The 21,090-nt window shown below is 42.3% G+C and carries 22 protein-coding genes; 8 read left to right on the top strand and 14 right to left on the bottom strand.

Annotated features, from left to right (window positions below; all coding sequences use genetic code 11):
• The first annotated feature begins 28 nt into the window (after positions 1-28).
• Positions 29-232 carry a hypothetical protein gene (locus tag BSZ04_RS04365; RefSeq protein WP_081469201.1) on the top strand — a complete coding sequence of 68 codons (204 nt, stop codon included), beginning with the start codon at positions 29-31 and terminating at the stop codon, positions 230-232.
• A 196-nt stretch (positions 233-428) separates the two neighbouring features.
• Here BSZ04_RS04365 and BSZ04_RS04360 read toward each other — a convergent pair whose 3' ends face one another.
• On the bottom strand, positions 429-1,322 hold the full coding sequence (locus tag BSZ04_RS04360; RefSeq protein ID WP_088879659.1) for a LysR family transcriptional regulator: 894 nt from the start codon (positions 1,320-1,322) through the stop codon (positions 429-431).
• Positions 1,323-1,469: 147 nt separating this feature from the next.
• On the opposite strand from BSZ04_RS04360, the gene BSZ04_RS04355 reads away from it, so the two are divergent.
• Complete coding sequence (locus BSZ04_RS04355; RefSeq protein ID WP_010453583.1) at positions 1,470-1,823, top strand: MaoP family protein; 354 nt, start codon at positions 1,470-1,472, stop codon at positions 1,821-1,823.
• Positions 1,824-1,922: 99 nt separating this feature from the next.
• Here the strand turns inward: BSZ04_RS04355 and BSZ04_RS04350 are convergent, their stop codons facing one another.
• A complete protein-coding gene (locus BSZ04_RS04350) occupies positions 1,923-2,174 on the bottom strand; it encodes a DUF3081 domain-containing protein (RefSeq protein ID WP_010453585.1) in 252 nt (83 codons plus the stop codon).
• Positions 2,175-2,559: 385 nt separating this feature from the next.
• Between BSZ04_RS04350 and nagB the strand changes: the two genes are divergently transcribed.
• Positions 2,560-3,360 carry a glucosamine-6-phosphate deaminase gene (gene nagB / locus BSZ04_RS04345; RefSeq protein WP_010453588.1) on the top strand — a complete coding sequence of 267 codons (801 nt, stop codon included), beginning with the start codon at positions 2,560-2,562 and terminating at the stop codon, positions 3,358-3,360.
• Between the two features lie 86 nt (positions 3,361-3,446).
• Here nagB and BSZ04_RS04340 read toward each other — a convergent pair whose 3' ends face one another.
• The 3 genes from BSZ04_RS04340 to ureG (BSZ04_RS04325) all read right to left on the bottom strand — a co-directional run bounded on the left by BSZ04_RS04340 (position 3,447) and on the right by ureG (BSZ04_RS04325) (position 7,211).
• The gene (locus BSZ04_RS04340) at positions 3,447-4,313 is read right to left on the bottom strand and encodes a glycerol kinase (RefSeq protein ID WP_088879658.1); all 867 of its coding nucleotides are present in this window, start codon (positions 4,311-4,313) and stop codon (positions 3,447-3,449) included.
• 710 nt (positions 4,314-5,023) lie between these two features.
• Positions 5,024-5,728, bottom strand: coding sequence for a carbonic anhydrase (locus BSZ04_RS04335; RefSeq protein WP_088879657.1), 705 nt, complete (start codon positions 5,726-5,728; stop codon positions 5,024-5,026).
• An 859-nt stretch (positions 5,729-6,587) separates the two neighbouring features.
• The gene (gene ureG / locus BSZ04_RS04325; protein ID WP_010453596.1) at positions 6,588-7,211 is read right to left on the bottom strand and encodes an urease accessory protein UreG; all 624 of its coding nucleotides are present in this window, start codon (positions 7,209-7,211) and stop codon (positions 6,588-6,590) included.
• A gap of 794 nt (positions 7,212-8,005) precedes the next feature.
• Between ureG (BSZ04_RS04325) and BSZ04_RS04320 the strand changes: the two genes are divergently transcribed.
• Both BSZ04_RS04320 and rnk read left to right on the top strand, forming a co-directional pair.
• A complete protein-coding gene (locus BSZ04_RS04320) occupies positions 8,006-8,830 on the top strand; it encodes an AraC family transcriptional regulator (protein WP_088879655.1) in 825 nt (274 codons plus the stop codon).
• Positions 8,831-9,053: 223 nt separating this feature from the next.
• The gene (gene rnk, locus BSZ04_RS04315) at positions 9,054-9,446 is read left to right on the top strand and encodes a nucleoside diphosphate kinase regulator (protein ID WP_010453599.1); all 393 of its coding nucleotides are present in this window, start codon (positions 9,054-9,056) and stop codon (positions 9,444-9,446) included.
• A gap of 67 nt (positions 9,447-9,513) precedes the next feature.
• On the opposite strand, the gene BSZ04_RS04310 is transcribed toward rnk, so the two are convergent.
• Positions 9,514-10,779, bottom strand: coding sequence for a RidA family protein (locus tag BSZ04_RS04310; RefSeq protein ID WP_088879654.1), 1,266 nt, complete (start codon positions 10,777-10,779; stop codon positions 9,514-9,516).
• A 118-nt stretch (positions 10,780-10,897) separates the two neighbouring features.
• Positions 10,898-11,080: a hypothetical protein gene (locus BSZ04_RS04305; RefSeq protein ID WP_010453603.1), complete on the bottom strand. Its 183-nt coding sequence runs from the start codon at positions 11,078-11,080 to the stop codon at positions 10,898-10,900.
• A 993-nt stretch (positions 11,081-12,073) separates the two neighbouring features.
• On the opposite strand from BSZ04_RS04305, the gene BSZ04_RS04290 reads away from it, so the two are divergent.
• Positions 12,074-13,606: a SulP family inorganic anion transporter gene (locus BSZ04_RS04290; protein WP_088879653.1), complete on the top strand. Its 1,533-nt coding sequence runs from the start codon at positions 12,074-12,076 to the stop codon at positions 13,604-13,606.
• A 105-nt stretch (positions 13,607-13,711) separates the two neighbouring features.
• Positions 13,712-13,939 carry a PAS factor family protein gene (locus BSZ04_RS04285; protein WP_088879652.1) on the top strand — a complete coding sequence of 76 codons (228 nt, stop codon included), beginning with the start codon at positions 13,712-13,714 and terminating at the stop codon, positions 13,937-13,939.
• A gap of 125 nt (positions 13,940-14,064) precedes the next feature.
• Here the strand turns inward: BSZ04_RS04285 and BSZ04_RS04280 are convergent, their stop codons facing one another.
• From BSZ04_RS04280 to BSZ04_RS04270, 3 genes are read right to left on the bottom strand one after another with little or no spacing between them, the layout of a single operon-like run.
• Complete coding sequence (locus tag BSZ04_RS04280; protein WP_088879651.1) at positions 14,065-15,069, bottom strand: FecCD family ABC transporter permease; 1,005 nt, start codon at positions 15,067-15,069, stop codon at positions 14,065-14,067.
• Complete coding sequence (locus tag BSZ04_RS04275) at positions 15,062-16,051, bottom strand: ABC transporter substrate-binding protein (RefSeq protein ID WP_088879650.1); 990 nt, start codon at positions 16,049-16,051, stop codon at positions 15,062-15,064. Before BSZ04_RS04275 ends, BSZ04_RS04280 begins: the two co-directional genes overlap by 8 nt.
• Before the next feature lie 9 nt (positions 16,052-16,060).
• On the bottom strand, positions 16,061-16,822 hold the full coding sequence (locus BSZ04_RS04270) for an ABC transporter ATP-binding protein (RefSeq protein WP_010453614.1): 762 nt from the start codon (positions 16,820-16,822) through the stop codon (positions 16,061-16,063).
• Positions 16,823-17,095: 273 nt separating this feature from the next.
• Between BSZ04_RS04270 and BSZ04_RS04265 the strand changes: the two genes are divergently transcribed.
• A complete protein-coding gene (locus BSZ04_RS04265) occupies positions 17,096-17,872 on the top strand; it encodes a helix-turn-helix transcriptional regulator (protein WP_231896294.1) in 777 nt (258 codons plus the stop codon).
• A 113-nt stretch (positions 17,873-17,985) separates the two neighbouring features.
• On the opposite strand, the gene BSZ04_RS04260 is transcribed toward BSZ04_RS04265, so the two are convergent.
• The 4 genes from BSZ04_RS04260 to ureE all read right to left on the bottom strand — a co-directional run bounded on the left by BSZ04_RS04260 (position 17,986) and on the right by ureE (position 21,087).
• Positions 17,986-19,038: a DMT family transporter gene (locus tag BSZ04_RS04260; RefSeq protein ID WP_071235780.1), complete on the bottom strand. Its 1,053-nt coding sequence runs from the start codon at positions 19,036-19,038 to the stop codon at positions 17,986-17,988.
• 197 nt (positions 19,039-19,235) lie between these two features.
• On the bottom strand, positions 19,236-19,850 hold the full coding sequence (ureG, locus tag BSZ04_RS04255; protein WP_009696564.1) for an urease accessory protein UreG: 615 nt from the start codon (positions 19,848-19,850) through the stop codon (positions 19,236-19,238).
• 30 nt (positions 19,851-19,880) lie between these two features.
• Positions 19,881-20,615 (bottom strand): urease accessory protein UreF, encoded by a 735-nt coding sequence (locus BSZ04_RS04250; protein ID WP_231896293.1) that lies wholly within the window; start codon positions 20,613-20,615, stop codon positions 19,881-19,883.
• A complete protein-coding gene (gene ureE, locus BSZ04_RS04245) occupies positions 20,578-21,087 on the bottom strand; it encodes an urease accessory protein UreE (RefSeq protein ID WP_088879648.1) in 510 nt (169 codons plus the stop codon). The genes BSZ04_RS04250 and ureE overlap by 38 nt, the downstream gene beginning before the upstream one ends.
• Between the last annotated feature and the right edge of the window lie 3 nt (positions 21,088-21,090).

Below are 21,090 nucleotides of genomic sequence, written 5' to 3'. Positions count from 1 at the left end.
ACAACAACGTCGGCTAAAGGGAATTGGCATGGACTTACATACGTGCGTGATTGTACTTAGAAATCACAAGGTTATTACTAGCAGATCGGTGGAACACTCTATAGGCATTATTGAGCGTGACTCGGATAATGAAATTTCAGAAATTCAAATTAATACAACTGATGGCACCAGCATAAGGACTTATCACTACAATTGTGTGGAAGATTCACTCGAAAGTTTAATGAACCTGTAATTACTCCTATCTCCCTTGTAAAAGCAAAAGAGCACAATTGACTGTGCTCTTTTTTTGTCGTTCATCTACCTAGCTTAATAGAACAGCATTGGATGCATTCTGCCGTAACTCTAGGTTCAGGAAGATCCAAATAAAAAGCTCTCGGTTTTATACCAAGAGCTTTTCTTAATCTCACTTAGAAGATGACAAATCATCTCTACTCGTCGACAGGAATGTCTGCAATTTGCTGCAAGCTATACGCGGTGAGAGGGTCGATGTCTTTAACCAGTTCTTCAACCTGTTTAATCGCCTCTACAGACGTGCTAGCTTTGCGATAACTCAAATAAATAGGACGGTACCAATCTTCTACGCCAGACACCTTGTAGAGCTGCCCGCTTGCGATAAATGGCTCAACCAAAGATGCTGGTAGGTATGCGCTACCACCTTTCTCTAAAACGAAGTCTAATGCGATACGCGCGGTAGAAGTGCGAAGGTAAGGGGCAGGGCTTTTTGGATGACGTTCCGCATGCTCAGAAGCGAAGCGTGTACCCCAATCCACATACACGTATTTCTTACCAAATACTGTATCAAGAGAATCGGGCTCAGTAGATACCAACACAAGCACCACATCCGCTACTTTTTTGCAGTTGAGCTCATCCGCTTTGATTTGGTCAAAGGCAAACGCCATATCGAGAGTACGCTCTAAAAGACTGCGGCTGAGCATTTCACGACCCATGACTTCCGCCATAAAGCCGTAACCACCAAATGAGTCTGTTACTACGCTCAAACAGTTTTGTAGGTAAGCATCCCAAATGTTCGGCGTACCACCCATTGTGAGCTGTAAGGCTTTACCATCTTCGAGGGATAATTCGAGCTTAGCTTGCTGCAAAGTGGTGACCATCACCTCGGCATAGCCGATTAAACGCTCACCTGCAGAGGTCAACTTTATGTTATTTCGATCACGAATAAACAACTGCGTATCGAAATAACTTTCGAGTTGTTTGATGCGTGCGCTCACTGCGGCTTGAGTAATGTACAAGTTCTCAGCAGCTCGTCCGAAGTGACGAACCTTTGCCAGCTCTAAAAATGTTCTAAAAACCTTTACATCCATAAACCATCTCCTGGTCAATATAAAACCAGATTAACAACTAATTAAAATTTTGACGACAAAAAAGTTTTGTTTTTCTTTTGTTAGCTTTGCGCCTAATTTCGCCGTAATTCATCACATTCATCAATAACGGTTACAGAGGCTGTTGATATGTCTGACACTGAATTTCGTCATGGCAAAAAACGTTTTTACGACAACGTAAAATTTCCGCGCGGCTTTGCAAAGTCTGGCGATTTTACTCTCTCAGAAGAGGAAATCCTAACAATTTATGGGGATACTATGCTTGGCCTAGAGTCAGGCGAGTTGACACCTGAGAACTCCGAAGAAAAACACTTCGTGAAAGTTCTAGAAAACCCAGGCAAAGCGAAAACAAAAATCGAACGCACTTGGTTGAAGTACGTCCAACTGGCTCGTGGTCGCAAACGCTTTCACACGCTAAATGGCCGCAACAAACCAGAAGCGTCAGATGACTATGCAGAAGAGAGCTTAGCAGAAGACGATTAATTCCAGCCCCTCACCAAGTGTTCACGCTTGGATGAGTCAAAGAAAAGCCCTTAAGTAATTTCTTTAAGGGCTTTTTCAACTCAATAAGCTCACTTCCCACTATTTGGCCAGCATTGCAACCTTCTTCAGGAAGCTGTCTTTTAGGTGTTCTTGGTCATACTCCAAGTGATAGGTGTTATGGAATCCCACTTTCAATTCCACGCCATTCCCTCGCATAAAAACGTTGTAGCCATCATAATCAGAGAATGCTTCAACCCCTTCATATATTTTACCGAATTCCGTTGGCGTGCCTTTGTTCATGACACATTCATATGCTTGCAGCACTTTGGTGGCGTCTAGTTCATTTCTCATTGCGATTTTCCTCAGCAATAAACTCGATTTAAGTATGGTTAAAGAAAAAACACCGTGCCACACCATAGGTTGCGTAAGATCATAACTTCCGTATTTTCTTGTTACTTTCTCTTACAGAACAACCCTCTATTCAACGTATCAGTTACATGAAAAACTTAATTTCAGTCATAAATTTTAAACACTAAACAGCTAGTCTAGCGACACAAACGCCTTCTATGTAAGTGAGCTATTATCGTAAGCAAACGTGAAAACTGCTGAGAAAAGCAACATTGATTAAAGAAAAAGCAAATTTTTGACCTAAAACAATAGCAGTTCGCCATTACTTATTTTATAATGCGAATTAATGTTTCAGGACATCTTAAATTCCAATAACTAGGGGCACAAAATGAGACTTATCCCGTTAGCTCAGGCAGCACAAGTAGGCAAGTGGGCAGCAGCACACATCGCTAAGCGTATTAACGACTTCAAACCAACTGCTGAGCGTCCATTCGTTCTGGGTCTACCTACTGGTGGCACTCCTCTAGCAACTTACAAAGCATTAATCGAACTTTACCAAGCTGGTGAAGTAAGCTTCGAACACGTTGTAACATTCAACATGGATGAATACATTGGTATCCCTGCGGATCACCCAGAATCATACCGTTCATTCATGTACAGCAACTTCTTCAACCACGTAAACATCCAAGAAGCGAACATCAACCTTCTTAACGGTAACGCGGAAGATCACGAAGCGGAATGTCAGCGCTACGAAGACAAAATCAAATCTTACGGCAAGATCAACCTATTCATGGGCGGCGTGGGTAACGACGGTCACATCGCATTCAACGAGCCAGCATCTTCTCTGTCTTCACGCACTCGCATCAAGACACTGACAGAAGACACTCGTATCGCGAACTCTCGTTTCTTCGATGGCGACATCAACCAAGTGCCTAAGTACGCACTGACTATCGGTGTTGGTACGCTACTAGACGCTGAAGAAATAATGATCCTAGTAACAGGTCACAACAAAGCACTTGCTCTAGAAGCAGCAGTAGAAGGCAGCGTAAACCACCTATGGACGGTTTCTGCACTTCAGCTTCACCCTAAAGCAGTGATCGTTTGTGATGAGCCTTCACAACAAGAACTTAAAGTGAAGACAGTTAAGTACTTCTCTGAACTAGAAGCGGAAAACATCAAAGGTTTCTAATCCTTCGGATGACGACCAAAGATAAACGCTGAATAGACAAAACCCGTGACTGCTCACGGGTTTTTCGTTTCTAGATGACAGTGTGGCTAATAGGCTTGAATACCAAACTGGCGCAGGCGTTTCGGTAGCACTTCATCTAACCTATCTACCTCACTCGCTTCAACTTCAATTAAGTTGAAATTGTGATTTTTGTACACTGCACGAATCTTCTCTTGCTCCGATTCTGACATCTCGCCGGTGTCACTGCCCCAAAATTGCAAATAAACTTTGCCACTAGGCAGATAGAAATCACTGGTCACGTCTTGGGCAATTGGTAGTTGGCGTTCGTACGCATGCACTACGCCCGCTAGATATAACCAATTATCGATTAACAGTTCCCCTTTGGAGCGAACGTAATGCCCGTCTAAAGTGCGGTGTTTGGCTTCAAACTTTTGACGAAAGTTGGAAAGGGACTTATCCGTGGAATGAGACTCGGCATCTTGCCCCAAAAACTCAATCACTGACTGCTTAAGGCGCTTGTTACGCAACACTATGTCATGCCACACCACAAAGGTATGATTCGATTCCTTATCGACACGCAGGTGACCTCCAGCACGTATGCCCGCTTCGGTCAGGCTCCAACCTTCGTCAGATTTGCTAATCCAACCTAACTCGCTTAACAACTGGTTCATGCGTTTGGCATTGAGTTTGAGCTTCTCGCCCAGTTGGGTAGCGCTGTAGGTTTTGCCAGAGGACGTCGCAAGTTCTATGTGCAAATTGGTTGGCCAAACGATGAACGGCCCAAATTTAGGGTGATCGACATACTCACCACCGTACTTGGTGCCCTCTTCGGTCAAAATCCAATGGTCGTCTTTACGCACGATGTAACCCGCGCGTTTCAGATCAGCAAACAACAGCTTGGCTTCTATCTGGCGCATTTTTGCTAACGCCGATGTGGAAATTTTCTCTGACATAACGCGCTAACTCCTAAATATCGCGAATAAAGAACCCTAACTCTGACATTGCTACCCGTTAATCTTATCGTTCTATGAACAACATATGCATATTAACGCATTGATTTCATTGCTTGAAGTAAGAATAGGTTAGATTTTCTATCCACTGCAAAAAAGAGCCACTTGGTAGGGTTAACTTGGTAAATAAACGCAAAACGGTAACAATTTTCTAAAACAGAGACTTAAGGCCAATGATGACGCTGACGATTAATGCTCTCTATCAAGTAAAACTGACAATCTTCAATTCAGCTCACTTTTTCACCACCCCAAAATACAACTGAGCCCCTCTGGGCATTTGAAAATGCGCTAACTTCGCTTCGATGCAAGCTCAATATCAGCAAAACCATCAGACTCACTGAAAGAAAAACCATTTATAATTTATAAGGTTAGCTCTGTTTTAGTAACAAAAATCATTTGATGTACTGCTAATAAGTCGAATGTTAAATTGGTTTTGGTTAGTACATCCGGGTGTAATGTATGACTGCGCTCGATGTCGCTTAAGTGTCAAATCTCCAAGGATGGAGTCCCCATCAGGCACTTGAGTTCCACTTGATGTATGCTCTTATTTTTAATATCAAAAAGGACTCGTTAAGAGTCCTTTTTTTCGTTTAAACAACTATGTATCGCAGATAGCGCGCAAAACGCTTCAGACTACGAGCTATCATTGATGATTATTTGATGATGAGTCGAGCGTTAATCGGCTGAATCGGGCGATTATTTTTGCCCATGATATCCATAAACGCTTTCACTTGCGCTTCAGATACCGTTTCAACATCTTTCAAAACCAGCCAACGAACGCCTTCAGAACATGGTGGTGTGGTTAGCGAGCCATTGAATCGGTAGTAGCTGTGCTTAGAAGGAATGAGCGATTTGATACTCACAGGCTCAACGCTGGTTGTTTTGCCCTCTTCAAACTCTTGCTTTAACAACTTGCTCAGCGCTGGATTCTCATCCCCGAGCTTATAGAAAACGGCCACAACAGCGAGATTGCCATCTTTATCGGTATGAACAAAGTGTGCCTCAAGCGGGTACTCTTTTCCGTCAACATGGTTTTCAGATGGTGTGTGGAAGTGGAATTGAGAAAGCGTGAATTTTTTACCGTCAACCAGAAGGGTATTATTGCCCTCAACATTGGCTTGCAGAGTATGGCCGTTATCAATGGCAGAAACGGCATTGCCTAGGTAGTTGATGTTTATCTCACCCATAATGCCCAACACGGTTGATTGAATATTTACCGGGCTTTGGTTCTTACCTTGTTGGCAATCTTCAGAGAATTTACCCCAAAATTCAGGCCCATTCTCACCTTCGTATCCCCAATGCGCAGCATGTGCTGTAGAGCTCAATAACAGGCCTATCGCTAACAGTGATTTCTTCATCTTATCCTCATTTTAATAAATTAAGAAAAATCAGATAATTAGTAAAACGTCAAAGTCATCACAGTGTCAGATAAATACAAACACACCCATAATCAACATTTATCAAAATGAATTAAGCAAATATTTAAATGGATTTAAAAGAAATACAATAGTGAGATTTGTATTTCATCATTAGACTAGACTATTTCAACATCAAGAAATTCGAACAAAATAAGTTGAAGAGATTTTCTTATGCACTAATAATCCAACCATAAAGCGACCATCGTCTAAAACCCCATCTCTTTATTAGAAGCATATCTCTATTAATAACAATTTACTTTTAGAGTCCAATGCTCAACAAAACCATCATTGAAAAAGACATACAATTATGAGTGAATATATTTACGTTTATGATGACAAAATATTGGATGAATACTTAGATAAACTGAATGCCAGTAAAAGTATTGTAAACAGATCGACGCTAAGATTACTTGCTAATGAGCTCAAGATTGAGCTTTCTGTCGGGCGACTGAAAACTATAGAATTCTATGACTATATAAAAAAACCAAAGAATCTAACTAGGTTATTAAAGTAACGACTATTTAGCTATACGCTCCAGGTGTTTAGATTCAAACTCAACATCCGCTATATATATTGAACTAAAACACTGGTCATATACTATAGCTTTGATCAAACGTTACTATTGTTTGATTTCACTTTTTGTTCCGTAGATTTAATCTACTTATTCTGCACAATGATCCTTCAGCAGCTTTAACTCTTTAAAGCTGCTTTTTTTTATTGTTTTCAGTGCATATCAGACATAGAAGCGACTGTGGATAAGCGCCATTGTTGATGCGTAATGTCTATGATGTATTTGCCACTATCTCTTTTCTAGCATGCCTTTGTCGACAATGAAGTCTATGATTTCCGGCAAGCCTTGCCCTTCTTTTAGGTTGGTAAATACATATGGCTTTTCAGGGCGCATTCGAGCGGTATCGGCTTCCATGACTTCTAGTGACGCACCAACATAAGGCGCAAGGTCTATTTTGTTGATAACAAGCAGATCAGAGCGTGTGATGCCCGGTCCGCCTTTGCGTGGGATCTTCTCTCCTTCCGACACATCAATCACATAGATCATTAAATCAGCCAACTCTGGACTAAACGTGGCACTAAGATTATCACCACCACTTTCGATAAATACCACATCTAGGTTTTTGTGCCGCGTAGAAAGCTCTTCCACCGCTGCTAGGTTCATTGAGGCGTCTTCCCTAATCGCGGTATGCGGGCAACCACCTGTCTCGACCCCAATAATACGGTCTGCATCTAAGGCTTCCGCTTGAGTCAAGATTTTTGCATCTTCTTGTGTGTAGATATCGTTGGTGACCACTGCAATTTGATACTGGTCTCGGATGGTTTTGCAGAGAACCTCCAGCAATGCCGTTTTACCAGAACCAACAGGTCCACCAACGCCAATTCGCAAAGGTTGTTTGTAGTCTTCTTGCATAAGAATTTTCCAAAATAATGGATAGGAGTAAATATTTGATGTGTTTTAACTAACGATGAATAAGCCGAAAGTTATTGAAAGACAAATGAGCAATAATCATCAATGAGTAATTGATGACTAGGTATATGGCGTATTAGAATTTTCAGTAAGGTACTAGGTTTTGAACAAGGTACTAAGTTTTGAATAGTTTGAGAGTGATTAGGCAAACTCATTGGCCAAGCTTTAGACTAACTAACCCGTAAATATTGATAACGAAGGATTGCAATTTTTATCATCAACAATAGCTACATGATTCGACTGGTAGGTTATGTCTCCTAACCACTCTCGACACAAAATATACAATAGAAACATCGCTATTCCATTCCGATATCAGCCCATAAACTTTAGATATAAACCTCAAAGCAAATCATCTAAACATTATGGTCCAATATCTATATCTACTGGTATTCAAGATTATTTAAGCACCTCTTCAGCATGAAGAATATCACCGCCAACTGGTCTCATAACAAAGAACTTATCAGCTGACTCTTAATCTTAATTTCGACTACTGATAGAAACACCATCATTACCCTTTACTTTCAATTACTTAATCAAAAAATCAATAGCACACATTTAGAAATTAGCTCAAATTACTAAGATAATGCACTTTCTTTGATGAATTTATGAAAAGTAGGAGTGAGTAGCGTTATACTGTGCATTGTACCGTCGCATGGATGCTTTTCTTTTAGCCCAACTTACTGCATGTAGTAAGCCCAATTATGAGATAAGCAATAGTGGAATATAGATATATTGAAATGTACAAGCCTGTGAAACTTGAGGAGTTTTACGTAGAGTATCACTACATTGTCAACATCGCCTTTGCGAAAGGGACGGTCTATATCAATGATCAGCAAATCACCATCGATGGCCCATCAACATTAATCATTCCGCAGTTTACTTGCCTGTCATGTCATTTGACTCAGAAGTCGTCATTCTCGCCCTTACAAATTCAGCTGTTAATCGTGACTGATGAGATGCTAGAAGGCTCGCTACTTCAACTTCCTCAAAAACGTAGCTTTATTAAAAACACTGTCGCCCATCAACTGCCAACACCAGTGGATGTGGACAATAACTTTCAGCTACTCAAAGAAGTGTATGACTCCTTAAGTAGAGATGCGTTAAAGATCATGTTCTTAGAGCAAACGCTTTACTTCATACTGCTCTCTCTTTGCGAATCGGGTATCGATGTTTTCAATGTCTTTCAGTTCAATTACGAAGAAAGTAAGCGAGAAGTGATCGCTAGAATGATCACGAAAGAACCACAAAGAAAGTGGCAAATACAGGATGTCGCCAAACAACTGTTTACTTCAACTTCTACATTGAGAAGACATTTACAAAAAGAAAATTTATCGTTTAGCCAGCTATTAGTCGACGTAAGAATGGGGCTCGCACTGAACATGTTAACGTTCACTTCCTATAACGTTTCACAGATCAGCAACCGATGCGGGTTTGGCAGTGCCGCTTACTTTTGTGATGCCTTTAAACGCAAGTACCACCTGACACCATCACAGTTCCGAATCCAGTCTAAAAAGACCAGTGATGCGTCTCTTGTATCAACAAGAAGTAACGAGGTGAGCTAGAGACTCTAAATTGAAGTCTAGGTGCAGGGCTTAGCAAGCAAACATTAAGATTTACGACCATTTAGTTCTGATTTTCACTTAAATAACCAATCCTTGAGTTTAGGTAACATTTTCTCTAACCATGCATGAGTATGGTATCTCGCTTTATGCAATAGAAAATTTCACTATATACCCGAGCCACCTCAAGGTGCTTGGGCATGGAAATTAGATTTAGGGAAATATTATGTCTAATTCGATCACCGTTACATCTGATGACTACAACAATATCTGTCGATTACTTGATAACATTCCGAATTTCACCGACGAGCTGCTTAAATTAGAAGAAGAAATTGACCGTGCTTTGATTGTCGAGCCACATGAGATTAGTAGCGATATTGTCACGATGAACTCTAAAGTGACGTTTAAATTCCTTGGTGAGGAAGAGCAGATTCAGAAAGTGCTCGTTTACCCAAACCAAGTGAAAGATAACTCTCACATCTCCATACTCGCTCCGATTGGCATGGCGCTTATTGGGCTATCTGTCGGTCAACGCATCGATTGGATACTGCCAAACGGCAACAAGAAGACCATTGAGATCTTGGATGTCGTTTTTCAACCAGAAAGAAATATAGAGTAGAGATAATCCAACGAGCAATTGAATCATTAGCCATCACTCCTTACCAGAGTGATGGCTTTGTATTTGATTACACTTGTGGCGGTGTGCCTTCTGCATTTGACAGAACACAATCCATTTGAACTTTTGCACCTAGCGCGATGTTAGATACGGCAATCACGGTTCTTGCTGGCAAATCGCCATCAAAGAAAGTGGCGTACACCTCGTTGATTGCATCAATATCAGTAATGTCAGTCACTTGAATATTGACCTTAACCGCATCATTCATCACGTGGCCAATACTCTCAACGATCGCTTTAATGTTATTCAAACATTGCTTAGCTTGCTCTTTTACCCCACCTTGAACCAGTTCATGGTTCAAGGCATCCATCGGTAGTTGCGCGGAAATATGGTTATAGTGAGAAAACGCCACAGTTTGTGTCGCAAGCGCATCAAGAGGAGCGTTCAGCGTGTTGTTTGCCTTAATCACAATGCCATGGCGATCTTCAACTTCTTGCGGCGGCGTGCCGTCACCATGAGAAATCACAGCATCAATTTGTACCGCTGCGCCCATTGGCAGCACAGATGCTTGAATAACTGAGCGCGCAGGCACGTAAGCTACCGCTCTTGCAATCGCAGAGTCGGGGAAGAAAGTACGATACACTTCGTTCACTGACTCGATATCAGCCAGATCTTGTAGGTAAACGGTCGTTTTTACGATGTCATCCAGCGGAACATCAATGCTCTCTAGGATGTTCTTGATGTTTTGCAGACATTGCTGAGTTTGTTCTTTTACACCACCTTCGACCAAGCTTCCTGTCGCGGTATCAATAGGCAACTGTGCTGAGATATTATTGTAGTGTGAGAATGCGACAGTCTGGGTAGAAAACGGACTCGTTGGTGCCAGTTCAGTATCACGCGACACCTTGATTAAATCACATGGCTTTTGTGGTGTGGTTCCCTCACCATTTGAAATAAGCGCATCCATTTGTAGCAACGCCCCTTCAAAAGGTACCGCCTCAATCGCCAAGACAGTGCGTGTTGGCAGAAGGTTCGTAAAGAAAGTCGCATACACCTTGTTCACTGCTTCTGCGTCATCAATATTGGTCAAGTAGACATTCACTTTAACCACATCATCCATTACGTGATCAATGCTCTCTACAATTCTTTTAATGTTCAAAAGACACTGTTTGGCTTGTTCCTGAATGCCACCTTCAACAAGTTGGTTGGTTTGAGGGTCAATAGGCAGCTGAGCAGAGATATTATTGTAATGAGAAAACGCAACACTTTGCGTTGAGTGACTATTCATTGGTGCACTATTTGTATTTCTCGAGCATTTTATAATGGTGCCAGTCATTTTAATGTTACCTTTAAATTAATGATAAGGACATTTAACTTACGTGAACATCATTTAGGCTAGAAAAGGGAGTCATTAGTTATATTTCATTCCAATTCAATATCGAATCATAATAGAATTAACCGCTTCTTTTATATCCATCTTTTAAACCATAGATAAATAGAGCAAGGATCAACAAAGAAGCGGTGACAATCAGAATAGTACCTAATATATCGACTTTATTTAAAGAGAAGGTAATCATCCCGGATAGAACCCCGACAAGGATGATTAAATCAATTAATATGCCTCTAAATATTTTCATACCTCTCCTTTCACAAACAATCCACATCGTAAGTAAAACTATAAGATTATGCTGATTATTTAGACGCACTTCATTACAACATGCGCGCATTATGTTTAATTTTTACGCGCAGTACTCTTTAACTATCTTCACCCTTCTATAATCTTTTACCTACTCACAACTTCACATCCCATATCATTAATAAAAAAGCCAAACTGAACAAGAAAAGACTTTGTTTTTATTTTATAAATTAAACAATTAAGTCATAATGTTTTGAAATAATAAAAAACATTTCATGCCTACTTGTCGTTATAAAGCCCAGTTTGATAAAGTCCTCTCGCTCATATGAGATAAGTAACCTATTTAAAAATAACTTTATTCCGCTCTTGCACAACTTAGCCCTATCCAATTTTGGTTAGGGCTTTTTTTGAGGTAGAAAATGAACTTAGAAAGGATTGACTATTCATCTATTGAGGACTTTGAGATTAGGTTAAAACCTTTCGATGCCACATACTGGAATAAGATATTAAGTTTTCTTGACTCTATTGATGATGTCACGTCCTTTTCTTTCGATTCAGAAGATAACGTCTTTGTTGAACTGGACTCTAGTTTGCTCTTCTATAACTGTGAAAATTCAAATAAGTATAAGTTTAATTTCGATAACGTTTTTATTTGTAAGTTCAAGTCTATCGCCAATGATGGATATAGCATCCGCTTATATTCCAATGGCATTAACTTTTTATCTCTCTAACTGATAATAAGCCAAAGAAATATGTACGAAAAAACAGACAAATTATGTCCAAATTGCTTTCGTTGGCTACTAAAAAACACAGCCAAAGCCGAGATATATTGCCCCGATACGATGTCATGCAGGGTAAAAGGGCCTTTGAGTATGCCTCCTCTAACCGTCACTAAAGCACAACTAAGAAGAACCTTAGTTAACGAGATTAGAAAAGACAAAAACTATCAAAATCTAACGGTCATCAAGCGAATAAATAAACTATTGGGTTTAACATGAAAAAAGATATTCTCTCAGGGCTAACCGTTGCATTGGCGTTAATTCCTGAAGCCGTCGCATTTGCTTTTGTGGCTGGCGTGGATCCGATGGCTGGCCTGTATGCAGCCTTCATTGTAGGGCTTGTCACCTCTATCATTGGTGGGCGTCCTGGTATGATTTCTGGTGCAACCGGAGCGATGGCAGTCGTCATGGTATCCCTTGTGGCGATTCACGGCGTCCAATATCTCTTTGCTGCGATTATGCTGGCAGGCATCATTCAGCTCACTGCGGGGTTATTCAAACTAGGGAAATTCATCCGAATTGTACCTCACCCGGTGATGATTGGTTTCGTAAACGGTCTGGCGATTGTTATCTTCCTAGCGCAGTTAGGTCAGTTTAAAGCGCCGGATATCAATGGCATACTGACTTGGCTACCACAAGATCAAATGCTGCTAATGATAAGCCTAGTTGCATTAACCATGGCAATCATTCACTTTCTACCAACGCTCACTACTGCTGTACCATCTTCTTTGGTCGCAATCGTCACCGTTACAGCACTTGTTGTAGGATTAGATCTCGAAACACGCACAGTCATCGATTTCCTGCGCACCATGTCTGTTGACGAAACCGCTACACTAGCAGGCTCACTACCTAGCTTCTCCATTCCAGCGGTACCATTTACGGTAGAAACACTGCAAATCATTTTGCCTTACGCTGTCATCCTTGCCGCAATTGGTCTGATCGAATCACTACTCACACTGACAATACTGGATGAAATAACAAGCACACGTGGTCAACCTAATCGCGAGTGTATCGGGCAAGGCATCGCGAACTTAACCTGTTCAGTGTTTGGAGCAATGGGTGGTTGCGCAATGATTGGTCAGTCCATGATCAACGTAAATTCAGGTGGACGCGGGCGTCTATCGGGCATCGTTGCCGCTATCTCGCTCTTGCTGTTCATCCTATTCGCTTCTTCACTGATTGAGATGATTCCTCTCGCAGCCCTTGTTGGTGTGATGTTCATGGTGGTGATTAGTACATTTGAATGGGCGACATTCAAGCTGGCACGTCGAGTACCTAAACAAGATTTCTTCGTTATTGTGTTAGTTACCGTGGTAACCGTGTTGACGGATCTTGCTGTTGCAGTAGCGGTAGGCGTTATTACCTCGGCATTAATGTTCGCATGGGAACACGCGAAGTATATTTACGCAGAGACAAGTACCAAAGAAGAAGGCATAAAAGAGTACAAAGTCTATGGGCCGATCTTCTTCGGTTCTGCGGCAAACTTCCTAGAGCTATTCAACGTACATGACGATCCGCAAGACGTAGTTGTCGACTTTGCCAACACTCGAGTGACTGACCATTCCGCCATTGCCGCCATCGTGACTTTGACTGAGCGCTATCAGGCTCAAAACAAGCAGATTCACTTAAAGCATTTAAGCCCTAGTTGCCGTCAACGCTTGGATAAAGCGAGTAATCTAAACCAAACCAATATAAATGAGTCACCAAACTATACGCTTGTGGTTGAAACGCTGAATCGCCAAGCCTAAGGCTTCCAATACTGATGAACACGACCACCACCGAGTATGCACATGCTCGGTGGTGCTACTTTATTTAAGCCCTAACAACGTAGAAAACAAAAGGACAAACAACAGATGAAAACTGTTATTCATGAAACCCTACTACGCTTATCTTCAGCCCCAAAAGAGTCTCATGTTCTAATTAGGCAGGAGCTCTACAACACTCTAAAACTGCCATTCGAGAAGCAGTTAGCGTTATATACCCATGTTCTTGGTCCGGTAAGTTCCGGTCAGCTGTCCAGCAACCAGAGCTTAACCAGAGCGGTAGGCGATGCGGAAAGAATCATCCTAAGCAACAAATAATCGACGGCGAGTAGTAGCTTTCTCACACCTCCCTTAACCAAAAAAGTCGGCCTCACCACTTTAAACGGTGAGGCCGACTGTTATGTTGCAGAGTTAACTCCAAGCCCTTGGAATTCTATCTCGCCTTATTTCTTTCTAAGTACGAAAAACAGAATAAACATAGAGCCAATTGCTGAAGTCATCAGACCTATGGGTAACTCCTGACCAGGGATCAGTACTCGGCTCATCAAGTCACTGGCTGAGAGCAGCATCGCGCCAATAAAAGCACATAAAGGCAATAGATAACGATGACTTGGTCCGGAAAATGGTTTCGCGAGATGCGGCACGATAAGTCCAACAAAGCCAATCACGCCACTTAAAGAGACAAAGATGGCTGTAGAGAGTGCCGATAAAATAAACACGGTCACGCGGAGGAATTTGACGCTTACACCCAGTGAGTTACTGGTGTCCTCGTCCACCAACATAGCATCAAGCGAACGCCAGCGCAGCATGGTAAACAGTGCAAGCACAATAACCCCAACAGAGGCAAACGGTAGATTCTCCCATTTTGCCAGCCCTAATCCCCCCATCGACCAAAAGAGAATATTGCTCGCCGAACGTTGATCGCCGGTATAAATCAAGTACCCAGTAATGGCACTAAACAGGAACGAAACCGCCAACCCAGATAAGATCAGACGCTCAACCCCTTGAGACTTTTGCAAAAAGAACACCAGGATGACCGAAGCTGCCGATAAGGTTGCCCCAGCAAATGCTGCCACCGGTAAAGACCATTGACCTAACGCTAAATCGAAATGGCTGATAACCGCAACAACGCCAGCCGATGCACCCGCGGAAAGCCCGAACAAAAATGGATCAGCCAAGTCGTTCTTGGTCACGGTCTGCAATAGCGCCCCCACCATGGCAAGCCCAGCACCAACTAAAATCGCGAGCAGAAATCTAGGAATTCGAATCTCCCTCAAAATAACGTTGGTCATTGCAGGTAGCGAGGCGTGGTCAAAGGTAAAAAACTGATAAACAGCGGAAAAGGGGATGTTTATTGTTCCGTAAGAGAGCGAAAGGAACAGTATGACCGATAGCAGCATCAGGCTTGCCACGATAGCAAGCCAAAACTTTACATTCGAATTACTCATGAATCACGATACCAGCCTCGGGATGGAGCTTGGCTGCAATCTTCTTGATGGCAACTACATTGTTGGGACCTGGCGTCAGCTCGCTGTACTTCAGCCGCAAAAATTGACCATTTTTCACCGCATTCGTTTGGCGCATTAGAGGGTTGTCACTCAGGGCTTTTATCGAGCTGTTGATCGCTGCATCATCTGATCTGCCATAATCCACCAAAATGATCATATCGGGATTATGAATGGCAACTTTTTCCCATGGCGCGGTGCCCCAACTAAAACTCTCACTGCCCATCACGTTGACGCCACCAGCCGCTTTGATCAGCGCATGAGGCATGGCAAAGCGCCCACTGGTAAAGGGCTGATCAATACCTGAATCGTAAAGGAACACCTTCTTGGTTGGATAAGCTGCTACCTTTGCCTCTATTTCGTTGAGGTCTTTTTTCCAATTCTCGACTAAGCTCTGTGCTTTATCACTCTTATCAAAGACTTTGCCCAGCTTAAGGACATCGCCGTAAAGTAGATCCATGGAGGCTTCTTGCTTCTTCTTGGTAATGTGAGCGCAGCTTTCGCTGAGCACCAGCGTCTTTACTCCAAAGTGAGCCAAGTTTTGTGGCGTCAGATCCGAGCCAAATTTAAGACCATAGTTCCAACCAGCAAACAGGAAGTCCGGATTCTTTTCTAGTAAAGGTTCTAGCGTTAAGTAACGCCCAGAGATTTCGGGAATATCGCCTAAGTCTGCCTTGAATTGATCGGATACTTGATACCAGCCTGTAATACCATTTACCGCCACCATGTTAGGTTGCAGCCCCAATGCGAACGCCATTTCCGTCATATTGAGGTCTTGGAATACCGCCCGTCTTGGTGCTTGTTCAAACGTCAACATCTCCCCACAGCTTTCAACACTGACTGGGTAATGTGATTCCGTCGGTGCATTGGTGTTTGCGTAAACAGAGACAGATAAAAACAATGGCATCAAGCATATTTTTTTCACGGTAACTCCTTAATCTATTTCAAAAAAACGGATCGCTTTTCCTGTTGTAGGATGTAAGAAATGAAGGGTATTCAAATCAAAAGTATCTTTTATCCAGTGAGCGTTGAGCGTGTTTTCGACCGTATCGCACACCTGCATTTTGCCTCGATTAATGATCATCACTTGGTCGGCAAAGTATTCGGCAAGGTTTAAATCATGTAACACGGCAATCGTTGTAATCTGCTTATCCTTAACGATTTTGAGGAGCTCTATTCTCGCTTTAGGGTCTAAGTGATTCGTTGGCTCATCTAAAAGCAGCAACTTGGGCTCTTGCACCAACACTCGCGCTAAGTTGACGCGCTGAAACTCTCCACCAGAAAGCTGTCCAACTTTTTGCTCTCTTAACGTCTCCAGTCCAAGCTCATCGATCACGCGGGTAATGCATTCGTTGTCGTATTGGCGTGTGGAATAGTGAAAATGAGGAAATCGCCCCAGTGAAATATAATCAAGCACTCTCATTTGTGGGTCGACGGTATTATTCTGCCCCATAAATGCAATATATCTTGATCGCATTTTATGGTTATAACTCGAAAGTGGTTTACCAAGAAAACTCAATTCACCAGAGAATATATTCACCGTTCCCATAATGGTGCGAATAAAGGTCGATTTTCCGCACCCATTAGGACCAACAACCGCTAAGAACTCTTTCTCTTTTAGACTAAAGCTAATATCCCTAACTAACTCCGTTTTAATGCCCAGTGACAATCCCTTAATGGTTAACACTTCTTTCACATTAATAAGCCTTGCTAGTTAATATTTAGCCATTATCAAATAAAAAAAACCTTAGTCAATAAAAACAGAAAATAAAAAATATGTTTTTAATTATGATTTAGAAATATATTCATTTTACTTAGAAATAGAGCCCTATCCTTTATTCATGTGAAACGAATAGCAAAGTTAATTGAAAAACTACTATATCAAATAGCTAAATTTCCAATCGTGATAATAGATATGAAGTATAGAAAAGTAATTGACTGTAAAACGATAACACTCAGGGAGTTTTATGTGGAACATCATTACATAATATATCTCTCTGAAGCCAAAGGACTGGTGTCCATCAATGACAGTAAGATCGCCATTACCTCTCCAACTATCTTGATGATTCCTCAATACAGCCGAGTTTGGTGTGACTTACGCAGCGAGAGCCCATCACAGTGCATTGAGGTTCAAATACTGACTGTATCCAACCATACGATCGACTCTCTGATTGCTAAAGTTCCACAGAGGGCATTTGGTGCCAATAATATCTCTTACGCTATCAGTGACAACTTCGAGATAAAAGACAGATTCAAAATACTAAAAGAGGGGCATGACACCTTAAGCAACCACGCATTAAAGACGTTACTGGTTGAAGAGTCTCTATTTTTTATATTCTTAACAATGAGTTACTACGAAATGGATATTATTCGAATGTTCAAGTCCGATCATTACCAATCAAAGCGAGAAGTCATCACTCGGATGATAAGCCAAGATCCGACTCATAAGTGGCAAATTGAAGAAGTCGCCAGCAAGCTGTTCATCTCCTCTTCTACGCTAAGAAGACACTTGAATAAAGAAGACGTCTCTTTCAGCCAATTGCTGTTAGACGTAAGAATGGGGATCGCACTCAATATGCTGACGTTCACTTCCTACAATGTCAGTGAGATCAGCCATCGTTGTGGCTTTGGTAGTTCGGCTTACTTCTGTGATGCATTCAAACGAAAGTACAGTTTAACACCCTCAAAATTCAGGCAATACTCTAGAGAAAACAACGGTTCATCACTGCTGACACTCAAGTACTGATCACTCCCTCAAAGTCAAACAAACACAATCGAAACTCATAATCCACAAAACCTAAAAAAGCCCAATATTGGTATTAATATTGGGCTTTATATTTTGTCTATAAGAACTGAAGCTTAGCCTTCCACTTTAGCTGGCTCGCCTTTGAACTTGTTTAGCACGGCAGTATGCAGACCATTCTGATACGCCACCGCAACGAGTACAATCACCACACCGATTGACTGCAATAGCGTCACCGACTCACCACTTGTAAATGGTGCAACAAGAACGGTAGTAATTGGGCTTAATAGCAATAGACCAGCAACAACGGTTGGGTCCAAGTTTACCGAACCAATTTGTACAAATACCCAAGCAACCGCATGACCAACAACACCTAAGATTACAATCCAGATCCAGTTGCTCATATTAATCGCATCACCTGCAATAGAACCATCGGCTGCAGTTAGTGGCAGTTTACCGTCGACAAGAACACCCGTGGTAATGTTGAAACCGTGTGTCGTCGCCATAACAATCGCTGCAGGGATAAGCTGAGCAAGGAATACCCACATTAGCGGCTGGAAGTAGCGACCTGCGTTGAGTGTGCCCGACTTACGGCTAGTGTAGAGGTATAGCGCGTAACAAATACCCGATTTAATACCTAATATCGTACCCACTAGCGCAATAGGGTAGCCCCACATGGTGCTTGGACCTTCAGATGGGCCACCTTCTAGCACACCACCCGCTAGTACAATACCGAACAACATAATCGGAACAAGGAACCAGAAGCTTTTCTCTGGCTTAAATTTATCAAACGTCATGGCAAGCAATGGCATGATGATAATTTGTAGGTTAAGCAGGATAGATGAGATGCCCGCACCAATAAAGAAGATCGCAAAGTTCCAAGAGGTCATATCAAGACCAAGGAAAATACCGGCAACAATAGCGAGAGCAAAACCAGATTTATTAATTAAGCCTTTCTTTTTAATTTCGGCAACGGCAAATGGAATCAAAACCAAGAAGCCGACAAGACAACGTAAGAATGCGTTGGTTGCAGGTTCAAAGTTTGCTTCTTTTACCATGATTGCAGAAAACGCCAAGGCGAAAATACCAATCATAATAAACATATAAGCAAGTGGTTTGCTCATTTTCTTCTCTGGTCCAGATGTGGACGCGGTTCTAACTTCAGACATAAATAGCCCCAGAATGTAAATAAAAGTAATATTGGATTTTTTAGTCAACGCATATTGTTATTTAGCAAAATAAAAATATGCGTTAATAAGCCATACCAGCACTCAATGACTGGTATGACTTAATTAATACAGAGTTAAAAATTTGCGTAGGGAGACGCTAGAGTAAATATCGTTTTTATATTAAAAGTAGATTGATGCTATCTACGGTCAGGTAGCATGCCTTCTTTCAAAATAAAGCTAATGATTTCTTCTAAACCAACACCGTCATGTAAGTTCGCGAAAATAAATGGACGATCGCCACGCATCTTCTTCGCATCACGGTCCATAATATCGAGAGACGCGTGTACATATTCAGCAATGTCGATTTTATTAATGATCAATAGATCTGACTTAGTGATACCCGGACCGCCTTTACGTGGGATCTTGTCACCTGCAGACACATCAATAACGTAAATCGTTAGGTCAGACAGCTCTGGGCTGAATGTCGCAGCTAGGTTATCACCGCCAGATTCGATCATCACGAGCTCAAGATCTGGATGACGCGATTGTAAGTCGTTCACCGCAGCGAGGTTCATCGAAGCATCTTCACGGATAGCAGTATGTGGACAGCCCCCCGTTTCTACACCAAGAATACGATCTGATGGCAGCGCGTCATGCTTTAGCAAGAAGTCCGCATCTTCACGGGTGTAAATATCGTTCGTTACAACCGCGATGTTGTAATGATCTTTAAGTGCTTTACACAATTTACGTAGCAGCGCTGTTTTACCAGAACCAACAGGACCGCCTACACCAACACGTAAACACTGTGTCATATTAATTTTCCTTTTGTTCTTTAAAGCAAATTAGCTTCGAAATAGTCTTGAATATTGCGTTTCATGTTTTGCACTGCCTAGCGCTAAGCCAGGAAGCGTTGGACCTAGCTCCCAATCCTCTAAACTGAGGGCTGCTTCAACCGCTTCAACAAGCTTAGGTTGCAGTCGAATACACAGACGCTGTGCTGCGGTATGCCCCAGCGGTAGTGCTTTACATGCCACTGCCAATTGGTTTTCTAACCATCCCCATGCAAAGCCAAGCAGGCTTTGTCGAACAGGAATATGGTTAAGCTGTGCCACCCACGCAAACATGGTCACGTATCCAGGTTCTTGAAGCTGTTTTGCACCCTCAACATGCAGTTGAGGGTGCATTTCAAGATTGGTCAGTAAGTCTATTAATGCTTGACCAAGACGGATGTCTTCTTCACATAACTCAGACGTTTCACGATTCGCTAACAGCCAATCGTTCCAAAACGTTACTTCTTGGCAATCACGATTCGCCCACGAGTAATACAAGCGCGCTAACACAGGCAATTCACAACGCGATAAACCGTCATCAAGCACGCCTTCCAGCCATGCACCAAGCTCTTCTTCGTTTTTCACCCAACCAAGCTCAAAAGCGCTTTCTAGCCCTTGCGACCAAGCAAACGCACCAATAGGAAGCGCTGGGCTAATAAATTGCATCAAACCAAGTAATGCTAGATCACCGACTTCACGATCAGAAGTATTAGTGTTCATGCTGATGCCCGTGGTGATGGTGACCATGAGAGTGACCATGAGATTGCTCACGACCAACATGCGCGTATGCACCCGATTCTGGGTCAAAAGGCGCTTGATGATGCGTCAATGTTGCACCAAGCAGCAGTGCCAATTCTTCAAGCACATGGTCCGGCGTCATTCGTACCCAGCAACGTCCGTCTTCATCCTGACCAACCGCGAGCAACGTGTGGCGGTTGCCTAAGTGATAACAAAGACGAGCGAGAGGAAGCGTACCGTTGATGTAAGCCGTCGTGACGGGTTCGTTCGCAGCATGGACACGAATCACTTCACCCGTTTTCGCTTCTAGCAGGTCGCCATCACGTAATACTGGTCCACGATCGAGAAACAAACCGACATCATGTCCCTTTTCCGTCACTCCTTTTAGGCGTCCTCGGATACGCAGCTCATAAGGAAGAATAAGACTATCGAATACCTCACATTCCGTATTGGCATCTAATCGTTTTGTTAGTTCAAGCATTGC

This window comes from Vibrio rotiferianus, assembly GCF_002214395.1.
GTDB classification, from domain to species: Bacteria; Pseudomonadota; Gammaproteobacteria; order Enterobacterales; family Vibrionaceae; genus Vibrio; species Vibrio rotiferianus.
This window is presented reverse-complemented; position numbering and strand designations above follow the sequence as displayed.